We start from the raw sequence: 16943 nt of genomic DNA on the forward strand, positions 1-16943 counted from the left end.
CTGGTGGGTCCGATTGAGCCGGCGGTGGTTGCTGATCAGATTAAGTCTCTATTGAGCCATCCTCAGAAATTGCATCAGATGCGGCAGGATTTGCGGCAGCAGGTGGGGGCGGCGGGGGCAGCGGCAAAATTGGTGGATTTGACCCTGCAGGTGGCGGGCTGGGCTGCCAGCGATCGAGAATGTCCTTGAGCACAATTTCTGTAAACCAAATTTGACCCACAATCACCAGAGGCAGTGCCAGCAGTAAGCCCAGAAAGCCAAAGAAAATGGCAAAAACAATTTGTGACACCAGCGTCACAGCGGGCAGTAGAGCCACCTGTTTGGCCATGACGACGGGCACCAGCAGGTATTGCTCCAACTGTTGAATCACAATGTAGGCAATGAGAACGGCCACCGCCCGCCACGGATTGTCAATAAAAGCAATGATCATCGGCGGAATCACACTCAGGGCAGGGCCAATATTGGGAATCGCCTCCAGCAGACCGGCCAGGAAAGCATTGGCCAAGACCAACCGCACCCCCAGTAGCGCAAGAGCAATGCCACTGACCACACCAATGACCAGCATATTCAAGCCTGTGCCCGCCAGCCATGCCAAGAGCGCCTGTTCACTTTCGGTGAGAATCGTGTCAATGCGAGACCGATAAAACGCTGGAAAGAGGCGAATGAATCCCCAACGGTAGGACTGAGGATCAATCACTAGCATCACCGTCAGCACCAAGACCAACAGCGTATTTAGTAAGACCGCCAGTGTATTGGAAAAGAGGGCAAGGAAGTTATTAAAGATTTGCTCAAGGAATGGCTCTAACTGGGTAATCAGCCGATTAATGACAGGGGTATCATCAAAGCTGCTACTTGGCAAAAGGTAAGCCATCTCATCCAGCCATGCTTCCACCCGTCCTAACCCCTTGGGAATCAATACACCCAGTTGCTGCGCTTCCTGCAAAAAGGGGGGAATGATCATCCAAAAGAAACCAAAGATGATCAGGAAAGTCAAGCTAATACTGATGGCGATCGCCCGGCCTCGTTGTAGTCCCCAGCTCTGGAGTCGCAATTGCAGCCAGTTGAGTGCCGTTGCCAAGACCACCGCCAAAAAGACCAAGAGTAACACTTGGCGAATTTCCCAGAGGATGTAGAGACACACCCCCAGTACCAGCAAGCCAATCCACTGACCAAACGTCACTACTTTGCGTCCAATTCGTGCCTCAACCCCCTATTAGAGCAGGTTTTGGGACTCTACCATCCCAACCAAAGGAATTGCGAGGTGCTAAATGACAAAGACCGTATTGTTGTCCCGCAGCTGGGGATACTCCGCTGGTGCTCTGTGGTTAAACTGGGCAAAGTAGGCGGCCAAGGGTTCGGGTAGGGTCGGTAGTGTGACTTGGGTATCTCCTTGGGCAATTTCTGGCCAGAGGGACGATAGGGCTTGGGCGAGGGGCTGGGCCTCAGTTTCCGATAAATTAAAGGGCGGTAAGGTGAGAAAGCGCACCATAAACCCCGCACCCCGCTGCAGCATCCATTGGCGGGAGAGATCACTCAAGGTGGGATAGGTCTTCAGAGATTCAATGCGGTAGGATTCCACATCCACTTGCCAGCCCCCTTGGGGATGTTGCTGCAAAATGAGCCGGCGATAGGGATGGGGATAGCTGACGAGGGAACCCGTCGTTAGATCAAACAGCCCCTGCTCATAGGCAATGTCTTGGACATGAAGATGTCCGGTTAAGACCAAGGCCACCCCCGCCGATCGCAGGAGGTTGAGGAGTTCCACCCGATTCTCCAAGAGGTAGCGCTGCCCCATTGGACTTTGGCTCTGTTGTGGCCAATGCTCAAGGACATTGTGGTGAATCATTACAAGGCGCAGTCCGGCAAAAGGTTTTGCCAATAGAGCCGCCAACCATGCCAGTTGTCCTTGATCGACTGCCCCCATCTGCTGACCTGTCGGGCTAAATTGGTTGGAATTCAGGGCAATCAGTTGTAGGTTGTCTGCAAGCAGGGTTTGATAGTAATGCTTGGCGCCCTTGCCATAGCCCGCATGGGGATACCACTGGGGAAAGTCAGCCCAACCAATACGCTTGTGATCTCCTAGCGGCAGAGGCACATCGTGATTCCCCGGAATCACATAGCAGGGAATGGGCAGGGTTTGCAGATAGTGACTGAGCCAGCGGTGGTTAACGACTTCGCCATCCCGTGTCAGGTCACCGGGCATCAACAAAGCATCAATACCCAGATCAAGAAGATGAGTGACGGCTGCTTCAAAAGCAGGAATACTCACTTCATAGAGAAAAATGGGGGGATGATCCGTCGGAATCGTCTCCGGCAGAGCAATGTGGGGATCACTGATAATACCGAGCCGCACCGCCATCGCTATTTCCTAGTGGCGGAAGTGTCGCCGGTTGGTAAAGACCATGGCAATTCCCGCTTCATTGGCTGCTTGGATAGACTCATTATCCCGCAAACTGCCCCCCGGTTGAATAATCGCCGCAATACCAGCAAGGGCAGCGGCTTGCACAGAATCGGCAAAGGGGAAAAAGCCATCACTGGCCAGTACAGCGCCGCGGGCAGCCTCACCGGCCTCCCTGAGGGCAATGTGTACAGCACCCACCCGATTCATTTGACCGGCGCCAATGCCGCGGGTTTGGCGATCGCGACTGACCACAATGGCATTGGACTTAACGTGTTTCACCACTTTCCAAGCAAAGATCAGTTCTGCCATCAACTCTGGACTGGGTGCGGTGGCGGTGACCACTTGCCACGCCTCTGGATCAATGGGGACGGGGTGAATATCTTGGACAAGAAATCCGCCAGCAATGGTTTGAATCGCCGTCGTGGGAGCCGTCTGCAACTCAGGTAAGGTGAGAACCCGCATCTTGGGTTTGGTTTTCAGGATCGGTAGCGCTGCTTCCTCACAGGCGGGAGCCACCACACACTCTAAAAAGGTACGGGTGAAGGCTTCAGCGGTGGCCACATCCAAGGGGCGATTCAGGGCAACAATGCCGCCAAAGGCAGAAACACTGTCGGCTGCAAAGGCACGTTCGTAGGCTTCCACAAGGGTTTTGCCCTCAGCCACGCCACAGGGATTGGTGTGTTTAATAATGACGGCAGCGGGGGCACCCTCCCCTAAAAATTCACTGATCACTGCCCGTGCCGCTTCTAGATCTAGCAGGTTGTTGTAGCTAAGTTCTTTGCCCTGAAGCAGGTCGGCGGCTGCCCAACCACTGGGGTGTGCCCCACTGATGTACCAAGCAGCCCGTTGATGGGGATTTTCGCCATAGCGCAAGACTTGTTTTTGCTGCCCCGTCAGGTGGAAGACCGGCGGCAGAATTTCTGGTTCAGTACCAGGGGACGTGATTTCTTGGAGATACTCGGCGATCGCCTGATCGTAACTGGCCGTCAGCGCAAACGCCCGCTGGGCACAGGCAAGGCGAAAAGCAGGTTGAGCTTCCCCGTGTAATCGTAATTCCTGAAGGTAAGTTTCATACTGGCTGGGATCCACCAATACTGTCACATGGGCATGGTTTTTGGCAGCAGCGCGAATCAGCGTCGGCCCACCAATATCAATTTGCTCGATCGCCTCGGCAAGGGTCACGTTGGGCTGGGCAATTGTTTCGGCAAAGGGATAGAGATTGACAACCACCAGATCAATCGGATGAATCCCTTGGGCTTGCAGATCAGCCGCGTCTTCGGGGCGATCGCGCCGTGCCAAAATACCGCCGTGAATTTTGGGATGCAGGGTCTTGACCCGCCCACCAAGGATTTCCGGTGCCCCTGTGTACTCCGAGACCGTTGTCACGGGAATCCCCGCTGCCTGTAAGGTCTTTGCGGTGCCACCACTACTCAGGAGCGTAAAGCCAAACTCCTGCACCAAGGCCGTAGCCAACGCCACCAGTCCCTGCTTATTGCTGGTGCTGAGTAAGGCCATTCGCCCCATGCCTGCAATCCTCCTAGGCGACTAAGAACACCTATTTTAGCGGTTTTAGCGGAACATACTGCTCACAGAGCTATCTTCATGGATGCGCCAAATGGTTTCGCCGAGAATACTCGCCACCGACAGCACCGTGAGTTGGGGAAAGCGTTGCGTCTCCGGTACAGGAATCGTGTTGGTAACAATCACCTCTTCAAAATCGCCTCCTTGGAGTCGCTCGATCGCTGGCGGTGAAAAAACCGCATGGGTGGCACAGGCATAGACTTCCTTGGCACCTTCCCGCCGCAGTAACCGTGCTCCTTCTAAAATCGTGCCGGCCGTATCAATCATGTCATCCACGAGCACCGCTGTCTTGCCCTTAACATCCCCCACCACGTTCATCACTTCAGCCACATTGTGGGCTTGGCGTCGTTTATCAATAATGGCTAGGGGCGCATCATCAAGCTTATTGGCAAAGGCACGGGCACGAGCCACCCCACCCACGTCGGGGGACACCACCACAATATCCTCAAGATTTTTGCTGCGCAGGTAGTCAAGGAGCACGGGTGAACCATAGACATGATCCACGGGAATGTCAAAATAGCCTTGAATTTGCGCTGAGTGCAGATCCATGGCCAGAACGCGACTCGCTCCCGCTTGAGTAATCAGGTTGGCTACTAGTTTAGCGGTAATGGACTCGCGGCCAGCGGTCTTGCGATCGGCACGGGCATAGCCATAGTAGGGAATCACCGCAGTCACTTGGCGGGCTGAAGCGCGGCGGCAGGCATCCACCATGATCAGCAGTTCCATCAGGTGGTCATTGACGGGTCGGCAACAGGGCTGGATCAGATAGACATCACAACCGCGAATGGATTCTTGAATCTGCACATACAGCTCGCCATCAGCAAATCGCTTGCGCACCATTGGGCCGAGATCAATACCGAGGTAGCGGGCAATTTCCTGAGCAAGGGCAGTGTTGGCAGAACCCGAAAACAGCTTTAGACGATTATGATCAGAAATGTGAGAGGGGGTAGTCGTGGGCAATGGCGCAGTGTGAATCACAGCATCTCCCCAAGATGGCGTGCATTTTGATTTTGATCTTATCATTTCCAATTTTGGGAGCCACTACCCTAGGATTGAATTTATAGAAAGATGAATTTTGAGGTCATCAGCTTTGCCAATGGCGCGATCGCAACTCCCACGATTGGGGGATGTTTTTTTGTCACCGATAGGAGTCGCTTGGTTATTCCTTTTACCCGCACTTTTGTTTCTGACAATTTTTGTTTTTTTGCCGATTTTGTACCTTGTCTATCTTAGTTTTACGACGGGGAGTTTTAGTCAAGAAGGGGTGCGTTGGGTTGGGCTGCAAAATTATCAGCAATTGCTCCTGAGTCCAGACTTTTGGCAGGTGATTGGCAATACCATTTATTTCACAGGGGCAACGGTGCTCCCCACGATTGTGCTGCCCTTACTCTTGGCGGTGGGTCTCAACCAAGGGATCAGGGGACGGGATCTGCTGCGCACGGCCTACTTTTTGCCAACAATGACCTCGATTGTGGCGGTGGGTTTAGGGTTTCGTTGGCTGTTTCAAACCGATGGCCCGGTGAATCAACTGGTGCAAACCTTAGGGGGGCAGCCGATTGCTTGGCTGAGTGATCCCACTTGGGCAATGCCAGTGCTAATTTTGCTCAGTAGCTGGAAGCAGTTGGGGTTTAATTTAGTGGTCTTTTTGGCGGGGTTGCAAACCATTCCTCGCGATCGCTATGAAGCGGCACTGCTCGATGGCGCCAATGCTTGGCAACAGTTTCGCTACATTACGCTGCCGGGGCTGCGACCCACCTTAATTTTGGTGTTTGTCACAACAACGATTTTCACATTGCGCAGTTTTGAACAGGTCTATGTGGTGACCGGTGGCGGCCCCTTAGATACAACAAACCTGCTGGTATTTTATATTTACCAACAGGCGTTTGCGTTATTTGACTTTGGCTATGCCGCTGCCGCAGCAACGGTTCTTTTGGGAGTCACCCTAGGACTGATCTGGCTACAATTGCGTACGCGCCAAGACCCCAATCTTTAGAGAGAGGAGCCAAGACCAGCGTAAGCACCGTAGAAGAACAGCCCGACAATCACAATGACCCCCATGCCAGCCACCGTGGCCACAACCCACAGGGGAATGCGTCCGCCTTCAGACAACATGATCAATTCCTCCTAAGCAGATTCAGTTATAGAGAAGAATTTAGTTAAAGAAGTAGCTTGAAAAGAGCAACGCAAGGACGAAGATCAGCAACAACCCTAGGTACAGGGATGTGCGATTCAGTTCGACCGGCTGACGATTGGGATTCGGTTCCATGGCTGCACCTTCCTAACGTTGGATAAACTGCATAGCCGCGATCGCCCCGAGGAAGAAAATCGTGGGCACAGCAAGCGTGTGAACGGCCAACCAGCGGACCGTAAAAATCGGGTAAGAAACGGGTTCTTGATTGGGGGTATTACTGGTCATGGCAATCCTACTTCACCTGTTCTAAGAAGGTTTCAACTTGTTGTTTAGCTTGAAAGCGATCGGTCACCAGAGGAATCGACCGCTGTTCCTGAGCATAGTAGCTATCGGGGCGTGGTGTGCCAAACACATCATAGGCCAAACCGGTGCTGACAAAGAGCCAGCCAGCAATGAACAACGCCGGAATGGTGATGCTATGAATCACCCAATAACGGACACTGGTAATAATGTCGGAAAATGGTCGTTCTCCTGTCGTTCCAGCCACGTTGCGATGCCTCCAAAGTGTCTAATGTTAAAAAAAGGAAACGGTACTATCTATCATACAGCCTTTTTTCACAACGATTGAGCCGCATAAATAAGAACTGCGAACCCCCTCTACAGCGCTAAAACTTGGGTCTATAGGCCTAAAGTCCAGCCTTGGTCAAATCGGTGAGCACCTCTGCAGCACTCTGGTAGCGATCGCGAAAGTTATACTTGATCATTTTATTGATAATGGCAACAAACTGCGGCGAAAGATGCCGTCCCGGCTGCCAAATCATATCACCCGTGTTGCGATCAGAGGGCAAATCCATCGGGGCGAGCCCCGTCAGACCTTCAACAATAACCATACCCAAAGAGTAAATATCACTGGCAATCACCGGTCGTCCTGCCATTTGCTCGCTAGGGGCATACCCACGGGTACCAATTGAGATCGTATATTTGCCGTGCTGGAGCAACTCCTCGGGCTGGACATGGCGTACCGCCCCAAAGTCAATCAAAAACAGTTGTTGATCACTGCGGCGGCGCATGATATTGGCAGGCTTAATGTCGCGATGCACCACCCCAAACTGATGCACATACTGCAAAATTTCCAGAATGCTCTTGAGAATGGTGAGGGCTTCGGCTTGGGAGAGGGTAATTTTCTTTTCAAACTCCTCCTTGAGGGATTCCCCATCCACATACTCTTGGGTGAGATAGAAATATCCCCCCTCTTCAAAGTAAGCCAGTAATCGAGGGATACGCTCGTGTTGACCCAATTGGGCTAAGGTTTTTGCTTCCCGCTGAAAGAGGCGACGGGCAATGGCCAAAAAACGTTCATCCTTACGGGAGGGCACCAACTGCTTGACCACGCAGATCGGATGATCTGGCAGATGTAAATCCGCAGCCAAGAACGTGCGCCCAAATCCCCCTTCGCCGAGTTGACTGAGGACACGGTAGCGTCCCCCCACAGTTTGTGGTAAGGGTTCACTGGCTTTTTCGCTGATGTCAGAAATGACGGTGGTTTTGGGTTGGGTGCCGCTCGGTGTTTGCGTTTCTGTCGTTGGGGGTGGCGGCGAGGGGACTGTCGTGGTGGGAATCACCTCTGGCCGCTGGGTGGGATCCACAGGCGCCGCGGTTAAGGGGTCAGGGTTGGATGGCTGGGTTGCTGGTAGGTCTCCCTTGGGGGTGGCTGGGATTGACAATTGGGTTTCGGGCAAATCTGCGCTGGTTGTAAATTGGGTGGGTGGAGTTGAGGTGATGTCCGGTGCCGTCTCAGGAATGGATAGTTGCGTTTCAGGCAAGTCCACACTGGTTGCAAATTGGGTTGAGGGCGTCGAGGTCGGTTCTGGGGTCGTTAGTGGCTCAGGTAGGGTGAGTTGCGTTTCGGGTAAATCAACAGTAGGGATGCTAGGGGTCTCTGGCATCGTTGTTAAGGCTTCGGGAACCGTCAGTTGGGTTTCTGGTAAATCAGGGCGCAGTGTCGAGGGGATCTCTGAGGGAACTGTTGGCTGCGGGGTAGGAACCACCCTCTGGGTTTCAGGAAGATCAATATGGGTAGGTTCAGGAGCAGTTGTGGGAGTTTCTGGCAATTCGGTGGCGGCAGTGGCAGCATCCTCAGGGTGAACCACTAAGAAGGTTTCCCGCTCAGTGATGGATTGTGGTGGTGTCTCGCGGATCTCTGTGGGGGGAATTTGATCAACGACGGAGGTGAGGAGGGTAGGTGCGGTGTGGGGTTGATCTCTAGGGGGTGGGGTAGGTTCGATGGGGGTAAAGGAAATTGCTGTTTCCGGTTGCAGCACCGTTGCATTGGCATCCGTCTCTAGGCGAGAGACTTCTGTTGGCGAGGTTTCGGGGATTTCCAGAATGGGGGCTGATTCAGGTGTGGTTGATTGACTGATGCCTTCAGTCATGAACTCCAAGGGAGTTGCTGAGCAGCCACTGGGAACAGCCGTCGGTGTAGAGGGGGTAGGGGTGGATTCTGCAGGACTGAAGGCACGATAGCCCAGCATCAAAACCGCCGCACTGCCAAAGCCAACCAGAGGTGCCACCAGCGGAATCCAACTCCCCTGTAAAAAGAGGAGGAATGTCAGGCCACTGAGACCCAGTCCCCCAGCAACCAGCAGCGGCACAATCACCCAGCGCTGTCCCTTGGCGATGATCAGGGCACCAAGGCCAGACCAAGCCAGAATCCAAAGGGCGATCGCCCCCTGCGGCCATGTACCCATAGGAGAACGGTTATCGAGAGCCGCTGCTAGCAAATCTTCAAGGATCGCTGCTTGAACCACAACACCGGGGGTCAGGCGGTTGGTTTGCCCCGGCAGTGTCATTGGAATCAAAAACTTATCGTTACTACTACTGCCAGTGAGGCCAATGAGGACGGCGCGATCGCGCACCTTAGAGGGCAAGACTTGCCCCTTGAGCACCTCGCTCAGGGTCACGGTTTCATAGGGCTGGGTTGGGCGGGCGTAGTTGATCAGGATTTGAAACCCGGCTGCATCTAAGTGGCTGTAGCCTCCCCAGTTACTGGTTAAGGCTTGAAAGCGAGCCGTTCCCAAGTCAAGGCGGTTCTGAGTCACTGCTTGGGGATTCACCCCTAAAAAAAGACGCGCCAAAGCTAAAGCGAAAGATTGAGGGGTAGAGCAGCGATCGCTGGCTTCGGGTTGAGTTGCCAAAATCGCCCGCCGCACCACACCATCCTCATCAATGGGAATGTCTGCAAATCCCACCTGATCATTGAGCAGTCCAGCGGGTGGGGCAATTCCGGGATCTGTTTCGCCCCCCACTTTACAGACAATAACGGTGTTGGGCTGGGTCATCATCACCCGTCCGAGGGAGGGCAGCACATCGCTTGGCAGCTTGAAGCGATCGGGCACCGGAAAATCGCGAAAAATGTCAATGCCAATGACCTTGGGTTGGTGCTCCTGCAATTCATTGACAGCTTGAATGAGCACCTCGTCGGGAATGGGGTACTGCTTGAGGGTTTGAATATCAGCCTCGGTAATTTCAACAATCAGCAGTCGCTGGGACGTGGCCGGTGTCGATCGCCAGCGCAGCCATTGGTCATAGGCTCTTAATTCCAACGGTTCGAGCAGGCCCCCCACTCGCAGCGCAAGGACACCCACCGTGGCGATCGCCGTGGCAATGGCCGCCGGTAGAGCGCGTTTAAGATAATCAGGGATGGAGACAGGGGTCATGGCACAATCTGCGGTTGTTCCACTGACGCTGAAGGATTCTAGAAGGATTCTAAAAGGAGTTTCGCTTCTATCCTGACCTACACCACGGGCGATCGGCAAATTTACGAGGACAACTTTTAACATCCTGCCCACGCTAGAGGGCAACATGATCCCCCTAGGTGGCGGAAGGTGAAACGACTATAATCATTGAGGTGATTGCTGAGCACAACAAGCGCTATGACGGAAACCCCCGATTCAACGACGACTTCAACATCCACGGAAACCACTACTGCAGCCGCACGGCAACTGCTGGGCATGAAGGGTGCCAAAAGCGGCGAGACCAATATCTGGAAAATTCGCCTGCAACTAATGAAGCCGATTACATGGATCCCCCTCATTTGGGGCGTGGTCTGTGGTGCAGCCTCGTCGGGGGGATTTACCTGGAGTCTGGAGGATGTGCTCAAGGCAGCGACCTGTATGCTGCTGTCGGGACCTTTGATGGCGGGCTATACGCAAACGCTCAACGATTACTACGATCGCGAGATTGATGCGATTAACGAACCCTACCGTCCCATTCCTTCAGGGGCGATTTCCCTTAACCAAGTGCGGGCGCAGATTATCTTCCTCGTTGTCGCAGGTTTGGGTCTAGCTGTTCTACTCGATCTATGGGCTGACCATCCCACGTTCCCTGTGACCAAAATTGCTTTGCTGGGAGGCTTTTTGGCGTATATTTATTCCGCACCGCCCCTGAAGCTGAAAAAGAATGGTTGGCTGGGGAATTATGCCCTCGGAGCCAGCTACATTGCTTTACCGTGGTGGGCAGGTCACGCCCTTTTTGGCGAATTGACACCGACGATTGTGATCTTGACGTTGATTTACAGTTTGGCGGGCTTGGGTATTGCCATTGTCAATGACTTCAAAAGCGTTGAGGGCGATCGCCAACTCGGCTTGGCTTCCTTGCCGGTGATGTTTGGCGTTACTACCGCCGCATGGATTTGTGTTCTGATGATTGACATTTTCCAGTTGGGGATTGCGGGCTACCTGATGGCCATTCATGCCAATCTTTATGCAGTGCTGCTGATTTTGCTGATTATTCCCCAAATCGTCTTTCAGGATATGTACTTCCTGCGGGATCCCTTGAAAAACGATGTCAAGTACCAAGCCAGTGCTCAACCCTTTCTCGTCTTAGGGATGTTAGTGGTGGGTTTAGCCCTTGGGCATACACTGGTGTAGTTGGGGGCATGACGACATCGCTGACCTTCAAGGTAGAACAGGGGGGCGATCGCCTCGATACGTTTCTTGCACAGCGGCATCCTGAACTCTCGCGATCGCGCTGGCAGCAGCTGATCCAACAGGGCTATGTGCGGATTAATGGCCAAGTGTGCGATCGCAAAAATCAGCCCCTCAGTGGTGGTGAGGTACTGCAGGTGGTGCTCCCTGAACCAGAGCCGTTGGATTTAATCCCTGAACCCCTACCCCTGAGTATTCTCTATGAGGATGATGAGTTACTGATTCTCAATAAACCCGTGGATCTAGTGGTGCATCCTGCCCCCGGTCATCGCCACGGCACCCTAGTTCATGGTCTGTTAGCCCATTGCCCTGAGTTGACAGGCATTGGCGGTGTCCAGCGACCGGGGATTGTGCATCGCCTAGACAAAGACACCTCTGGGGTGATGGTTGTTGCCAAAACGGAGTTTGCCCTACACCATCTGCAACAGCAATTGAAAGCACGGCAAATGCAGCGCCATTACCTTGGTGTCGTCTATGGCCAGCCCCCGCAGGACAGGGGAACGGTAATTACGCCCATTGGTCGTCACCCGGTGGATCGCAAAAAGATGGCGGTGGTGCCTCCAGAAAAAGGCCGCACAGCAATTACCCACTGGTACGTGCAGGAGCGCTTCCGCCACTGTGCCCTTGTGGAGTTTCGCCTTGAAACCGGTCGCACCCATCAAATCCGCGTTCATGCCGCCCACTTGGGTTGGCCGCTGTTGGGGGATCCTGTCTATGGCCGCGGTGCACCGCTAAAAGTAAAACTGCCCGGCCAAGCGCTCCATGCCTATCGCTTAGCGTTGCAGCATCCCCGTACAGGTGAGGAGATTGTGGCGATCGCCCCTCTGCCAGAGCATTTAGAAAAACTACTGCGGATATTGGGCCAGAATAACACCTTGTGACCCGCCGCTTTGACCGCTTCCTGAATCGCCCTTTTCGGATGAATTGGTGCATTATCCATCATCAACAACGATCCCTAACGCCGGCAAACAGTATTGACTCAGCCGAATACTGTGATGGCAAACGTGGTCATGGTGTCTGACCACCTTGCTGTGTGATTACGGAAAGGTTGGGTATATTCTGGAAGTCTTTCTCGTTATGAGTAACGAGCGGCACCTGATAGCACAGTGCACAAGCAGCGATCCAAGCATCGGCAAAGGAAATCGGCTTACCGATACGCTTTCGTCCTGCAACAATCTCGCCGTACTTTTTTGCGATTTCGTAGTCATAAGGAATCACCACAAAGTTACGAAGCACGCTCTCAAGCTTCTTTCGCTTCTGCTCTCCCCACCCAGCGTATTCTGCCCCTGCCCAAAGTTCGCCAACGGTGATGAAGGAAATCGCCAAGGTTTTGCCGAAGAGATGATTCTCATAAAGCCTCGCCTCTGGCGCACCTTTCATGATGTATGAGAGAATGTTAGTATTCAAGAGCAGATAGGCGGATGTCACGAGCCATGCCTCCCGATGACATTGCCTTGTCGCAATTCTTGAATAAACTCCTCAAAGCTATCGTTGCGTTCGCCGGGCCAAGTGCCATATAAAGTAGCAAGATTAGCTACAGGCTGGACGCCCTGCATTTGGGCAAGTTCTTTCAGTGTTCTTGAAGTCCAGAAATCATAAACTTCTGCTGGAGCGAGCGGAATTTCCTCTATCGCCTCCGTGAGTTCCTCTAAAGGTTCGATGTCGTGGATACGCACTCGGTTAATCTTGCCGGTCTCAGGATCGCTGAGTGCTTCACCGATTATGCGGACGCGACGCAGAAGATTCTCAAGTACCTCTTCCTTTTGCTCCTCGTCGAACACGCATACGACTGGATCACCAACAGGAGGATGAACCCGTAACCGCATACCTTCTTCTTTGAAGTCCGCCATAAGCAAGCGGCCTTCAATGGTAGTGAGGTGAGTTTTGGGTCCCTGAATCCGCTGCTGGATTACTTGGAACGCTTGGGGGGTGTACTGAACCTGTAGCGGACTCGGACGATGATTGAGTTCAAAAGTTATTGAATATACTTCTTTCTGGAAAAGCCTGCCGACATCACGCCATGCAAGTAAGACTCCCCGATCAAATCCACGAGGAAGGACATCACCCGGCTCCTGGACTTCGTGTATGCCTGTAAGAGCAGTCTCTAAGATGTGAAGTAAAAAATCCTCTTCGGGGAACAAGCTTGGTTCAGCTCGCCTGTCGAAGCGGAGTAGGGTTGATGGGCTTCCGTGGTTAATCTCAATAAGGTCTAATTCCAGAAGCTGCTTGAGCTGTTTCGACTTGGGTTCTTTGCGAATACTATCGGTTTCGCCTAAGAGCACTTGGCCGGTTCGGTAAAAGACTTTTTGAAGGCTCGACAAAAGCTCTGAAAGCTGTGAAACAGCTATTCGACCTGAGCGGACAAACCTGCCTTCTAAAATCAGGGTCAACAGTGAAGTTTTCCCGTTCATGGTGCGCACCTCCTCATGACTAAGCTAATTTATTAAGCATTTATCATTAAGCATTTATCGAGCGTTGTGAACTGCTGACAAAATTATTTCCCGATACCATCGCCAGAAGCTGGCGCAGGTCTTCAGTATATTTCCTCCTCTAGCTCCAGCAGGCGATTGATGAGCACCTCCGGCTTTTCGTGCTCGACGGCCTCGGCTTGGTGCCGGCAGTAGCGGCGTGCGGTCGGGTTGTCGTCGATCGCGCGAATCTGGTCTATCGTTGCCCACTAGGATTTTTCGCTTTCAAACTGCTTGAGGTCATCGGCTTTGAGGATCGCCCTTACACCGCTGTCCTTTTCCTGCCGCTAGGTGTAGGGCCAGAGCGAAACCATGTGTGCGAGATCCCCGTCGGTTGCAAAATCGGGTAGCGGGCGGCGGGTGGCGCCGAGGTCACGCCCGTCGCTTTCCACCCGATAGAACCACACCTTGGAAGTCCGCACATCGTCCCTGCCTAGGGGCTTGCGGAAGACCCCGACGCTGGTCTTGGCTCCGCTGTAAGGGTTGAAGACGCCGTTGGGCAGGCTGATCACCGCCAGGACCTCGAACTGCTCCACGAGTTTGCGGCAGATGTTGCGGAGCATCTTCTTCGAGTCGAATAGCAAGCCTTCCTTGAGTACCACTGCGGCGCGCCCACCGGGGCGCAGGGCATTCATCATGTGCTGGATAAAGAGCGCCTCGTAGAGCTTGATGTGGTATTCGAATTGCGCCAGCAAGCGCTCACTTCCGAGATCAATTCCTATAAATTGCTAACTTCAGGCAGGGAAGAGGGGCAGTTTCCGCGACGGAGGACGGTATCATACAAGCCGATCTCCTTCCCTTCATGCTTATTGATCCCTGTGTAGGCCAAGCTCGGGTCTTCATATCTTTTGAACTTATACACCGCATCGTTCATCAACGCGCTGTTGAATACCCCCAAGCTGACGAGCAGTTCAAAGTCTTTGACCGTCAACCCTGTGACCTTCTTGAACAACCTAGGCTCCAATTGCGTGATCACGTCCCGCAGTGTTCGTTCCCGGTAATCGGTCAGGTACATGAAAATGGGGATGCGGGTGGCAAGTTTGATCAGTTTTTCCTGAATTTGCTTGCGCTTGCTCTTGAATTCCTTTTCTTCTTCTGTAAGCTGCTTTTTCTTTTGAGAGGAAAGTTTCTGGTCATTTGCCTCTTTCTTCGCCTTCTTGACCGCTTCAGATTTGTTGATGATGGTCTCGATCTCCTGATTGAGATTGCGGAACCCCTCGATGCGCATCAGCGCCTGCATCGCCTCTTCATTGTTTATCAACCGCCGCAGCGTGTCGTCGTCCACGTTCACCAGCAGCGCGCTTTCCCAGCGGCGAGCCAACAGGGTTGCCGTGGTCCCGGCCATCGCCATATCGAGCACCCCGGCGGCGTCAATCTGCTTCATGGAACTGCCGTCGTAGGCCAACACCGGCAAAAATTGGATAAATTCCGCCACCTTCCTTTCCGGGTCTTCCCCGTTGACGTTCAGGCGGCAACTGTAGTCGGCGATCTGGCGCAAGGCCCGATCCGGCGCAAAATCGAAGACGTAGCACTCCTTTTTGAGGATCAGCTCCTCATTGGGCGAAACGCCGTCGGGATTTTTGATGATCCAAGGGCTTTGCACGCGAAAGGCGGCCTGAAAGTAGGTCTCTGGGCTGGAGGTGTTGCGCAGCATGAAGATCCCTGTCCAAGGCCGCACCGTCACGCCGGTGGTGAGCTTACCGCAGGTGAGGGTGATGGTTTTGGTCTTGAGGGGATCACCCATTGCTTCGAGAACAGGCGGTAGAGCATTGACCCCAATACCCGCAGCTGCACCGGCAGCAACGATGACTTTGTAATCGTGGTAGAATTTATTTTGGCTCTTTGCCAGCAGATTCCGCATAGCGTAGCAAGAGGCAACGCTGGGCAAGAACCACAGGGTATGCGAGAGCACATTCAACAGCCGCATATCCGAAAAGGGCAGCGGCGGTTTCTCCGCACCCAGTTTTAAGTTGTCTAAACTCGTGGGGAGATAGGCGCCCCGAATCAGATCGAGCCACTTCTGTACTTCCTCTTCATACGTGAACCGCGCCTGATCGTCGACGCCTTCCGCCGCAAAGAAGAGGTTCAGGTCGAACTCGTTAAACTCGCCCTTCATCGCCACGTCGCGGATGTCATCCGGCAGTTGATAGGTCATCAACACCATCCGCGGCAAGGCGGCGTAGGGGTTATTGTCTCCCTGCCACTCTTCTTTAGCTTTCTGTTCGTCAGAATAGGTCCAGTTGTAGATCTGCTCCTCGATGAACTCGCCGGTGGCAATGGCTCGGAACGGTGTGCCGGAAAGATACAGATAGTGATCCGCGGTGATGGGCAGAATGTCTTCATCAAAGTAGTCGATGGCTTCACCTTCCGCCGCTTTTCTTTCCTGTTCGTCTTCGGATTCGAAAAGATCTTTAGCTTTCTCCCGCCAGGCGCCGAAGTGATATTCATCGAACATCACGCAGTCCCAGTGTGTGGTATGCACCCATTCATTCTTGGTTTTAATCCCGCCGGTGCTCGGATTGCGACCCAGATAATCCTGAAAGGAACCGAAGCAGACGATGGGTCTGTTCTTGTCCGCCTGTTCGTAGGTGAGGCCGCCGGGTTTGATGAATTGCCAGCCCTGAAAATCCACGTGACAGCGCAAGTCTTCTTCCCAAGCGCTTTGCACTGCCGGCTTGAAGGTGAGCACCAGTATCTTTTTCCAGCCCATGCGCTTGGCCAGTTGGTAGGCGGCGAAGGTCTTGCCGAAGCGCATCTTGCAGTTCCAGAGGAAATGGGGCGGCTTGCCGTTTTCCCGGCGATAGTTCTGGAAATAGGCCATGGTCTTCTCAACCGCTGCTTGCTGCTCTGGGCGCAGGGGGAAGTTAAGCGATCGCTGTTCTTCCATCAATTGACCTGTCCGCACGGCTTGAATGGCGGCCTTGACCTGCTCCACGGTGCAACGAAACCACTCGCCGCCGGCCTGCGGGATGCCGTTGATGCGCAGCATGCGGTGCACCTCGTGGTCGGTAAACCCCGTGCCGTCGTTGCGAATGGCCGGCTCCTCCAGCACGATGCGATAGGGCTTCTCGCCAGGGCGGAGCGTGGGATACTGCTGCGCCACCCGATCCTGCACGCTCTTCGTGGTGTAGCCGATCTTGAGCAGGCCCGCATACTGCGGGTTGGTGTCCTCGTAGGCGTAGATTTTCGGCTCGATTTTGGGACGGGGCGGGAAAAAATCTTTTGTCATGGTTTCATCTTAGCAATTCTCATTCCAAGCACAGCGTACGTCATTTCGACCGAAGCGAGAAATCCTCACACTCTAGGCAAGATTTCTCAGTCGCTGCGCTCCTTCGAAATGACAAGGTCGCCTCGCTCCTTCGAAATGACATGGTCGC

16 protein-coding genes are annotated in these 16943 nt (G+C 53.5%); 3 read left to right on the forward strand and 13 right to left on the reverse strand.

The window, feature by feature from the left end:
- Positions 1 to 40: 40 nt before the first annotated feature.
- From RHH27_RS02760 to RHH27_RS02775, 4 genes are all read right to left on the reverse strand, one after another.
- Positions 41 to 1180 (reverse strand): AI-2E family transporter, encoded by a 1140-nt coding sequence (locus tag RHH27_RS02760; RefSeq protein WP_399373157.1) that lies wholly within the window; start codon positions 1178 to 1180, stop codon positions 41 to 43.
- An 84-nt stretch (positions 1181 to 1264) separates the two neighbouring features.
- Entirely contained in the window at positions 1265 to 2359 is a 1095-nt protein-coding gene (locus tag RHH27_RS02765) for a metallophosphoesterase (RefSeq protein ID WP_302677288.1), read from the reverse strand.
- 9 nt (positions 2360 to 2368) lie between these two features.
- Complete coding sequence (gene purH / locus RHH27_RS02770) at positions 2369 to 3925, reverse strand: bifunctional phosphoribosylaminoimidazolecarboxamide formyltransferase/IMP cyclohydrolase (protein WP_206200975.1); 1557 nt, start codon at positions 3923 to 3925, stop codon at positions 2369 to 2371.
- Positions 3926 to 3970: 45 nt separating this feature from the next.
- Positions 3971 to 5005, reverse strand: coding sequence for a ribose-phosphate pyrophosphokinase (locus RHH27_RS02775; protein WP_315862898.1), 1035 nt, complete (start codon positions 5003 to 5005; stop codon positions 3971 to 3973).
- A gap of 73 nt (positions 5006 to 5078) precedes the next feature.
- On the opposite strand from RHH27_RS02775, the gene RHH27_RS02780 reads away from it, so the two are divergent.
- Entirely contained in the window at positions 5079 to 5975 is an 897-nt protein-coding gene (locus RHH27_RS02780) for a sugar ABC transporter permease (protein WP_310744066.1), read from the forward strand.
- On the opposite strand, the gene RHH27_RS02785 is transcribed toward RHH27_RS02780, so the two are convergent.
- From RHH27_RS02785 to RHH27_RS02805, 5 genes are all read right to left on the reverse strand, one after another.
- Positions 5972 to 6091 (reverse strand): photosystem II reaction center protein J, encoded by a 120-nt coding sequence (locus RHH27_RS02785; protein WP_099798822.1) that lies wholly within the window; start codon positions 6089 to 6091, stop codon positions 5972 to 5974. The two genes, RHH27_RS02780 and RHH27_RS02785, sit on opposite strands and share 4 nt — an antisense overlap.
- Before the next feature lie 43 nt (positions 6092 to 6134).
- A complete protein-coding gene (locus RHH27_RS02790) occupies positions 6135 to 6248 on the reverse strand; it encodes a photosystem II reaction center protein L (RefSeq protein ID WP_149820459.1) in 114 nt (37 codons plus the stop codon).
- A 12-nt stretch (positions 6249 to 6260) separates the two neighbouring features.
- Complete coding sequence (gene psbF / locus RHH27_RS02795; protein ID WP_099798824.1) at positions 6261 to 6398, reverse strand: cytochrome b559 subunit beta; 138 nt, start codon at positions 6396 to 6398, stop codon at positions 6261 to 6263.
- Between the two features lie 7 nt (positions 6399 to 6405).
- A complete protein-coding gene (gene psbE / locus RHH27_RS02800) occupies positions 6406 to 6660 on the reverse strand; it encodes a cytochrome b559 subunit alpha (RefSeq protein WP_149820457.1) in 255 nt (84 codons plus the stop codon).
- A gap of 139 nt (positions 6661 to 6799) precedes the next feature.
- The gene (locus RHH27_RS02805; RefSeq protein WP_302678792.1) at positions 6800 to 9829 is read right to left on the reverse strand and encodes a CHASE2 domain-containing protein; all 3030 of its coding nucleotides are present in this window, start codon (positions 9827 to 9829) and stop codon (positions 6800 to 6802) included.
- A gap of 216 nt (positions 9830 to 10045) precedes the next feature.
- On the opposite strand from RHH27_RS02805, the gene chlG reads away from it, so the two are divergent.
- Together chlG and RHH27_RS02815 are read left to right on the forward strand one after the other, a co-directional pair.
- Entirely contained in the window at positions 10046 to 11041 is a 996-nt protein-coding gene (chlG, locus tag RHH27_RS02810) for a chlorophyll synthase ChlG (protein ID WP_206200978.1), read from the forward strand.
- An 8-nt stretch (positions 11042 to 11049) separates the two neighbouring features.
- Positions 11050 to 11979 carry an RluA family pseudouridine synthase gene (locus RHH27_RS02815; protein WP_302678793.1) on the forward strand — a complete coding sequence of 310 codons (930 nt, stop codon included), beginning with the start codon at positions 11050 to 11052 and terminating at the stop codon, positions 11977 to 11979.
- Between the two features lie 127 nt (positions 11980 to 12106).
- Here the strand turns inward: RHH27_RS02815 and RHH27_RS02825 are convergent, their stop codons facing one another.
- The 4 genes from RHH27_RS02825 to RHH27_RS02840 all read right to left on the reverse strand — a co-directional run bounded on the left by RHH27_RS02825 (position 12107) and on the right by RHH27_RS02840 (position 16795).
- On the reverse strand, positions 12107 to 12526 hold the full coding sequence (locus tag RHH27_RS02825; RefSeq protein ID WP_302678794.1) for a type II toxin-antitoxin system VapC family toxin: 420 nt from the start codon (positions 12524 to 12526) through the stop codon (positions 12107 to 12109).
- Positions 12523 to 13509: a hypothetical protein gene (locus RHH27_RS02830; protein WP_302678795.1), complete on the reverse strand. Its 987-nt coding sequence runs from the start codon at positions 13507 to 13509 to the stop codon at positions 12523 to 12525. The genes RHH27_RS02825 and RHH27_RS02830 overlap by 4 nt, the downstream gene beginning before the upstream one ends.
- A gap of 344 nt (positions 13510 to 13853) precedes the next feature.
- Positions 13854 to 14261, reverse strand: a complete 408-nt coding sequence (locus tag RHH27_RS02835; protein WP_302678796.1) for an N-6 DNA methylase — start codon at positions 14259 to 14261, stop codon at positions 13854 to 13856.
- A gap of 23 nt (positions 14262 to 14284) precedes the next feature.
- A complete protein-coding gene (locus RHH27_RS02840) occupies positions 14285 to 16795 on the reverse strand; it encodes a GIY-YIG nuclease family protein (RefSeq protein ID WP_302678797.1) in 2511 nt (836 codons plus the stop codon).
- Positions 16796 to 16943 lie beyond the last annotated feature (148 nt).

Source organism: Thermosynechococcus sp. PP555, from assembly GCF_031583225.1.
GTDB lineage: Bacteria > Cyanobacteriota > Cyanobacteriia > Thermosynechococcales > Thermosynechococcaceae > Thermosynechococcus.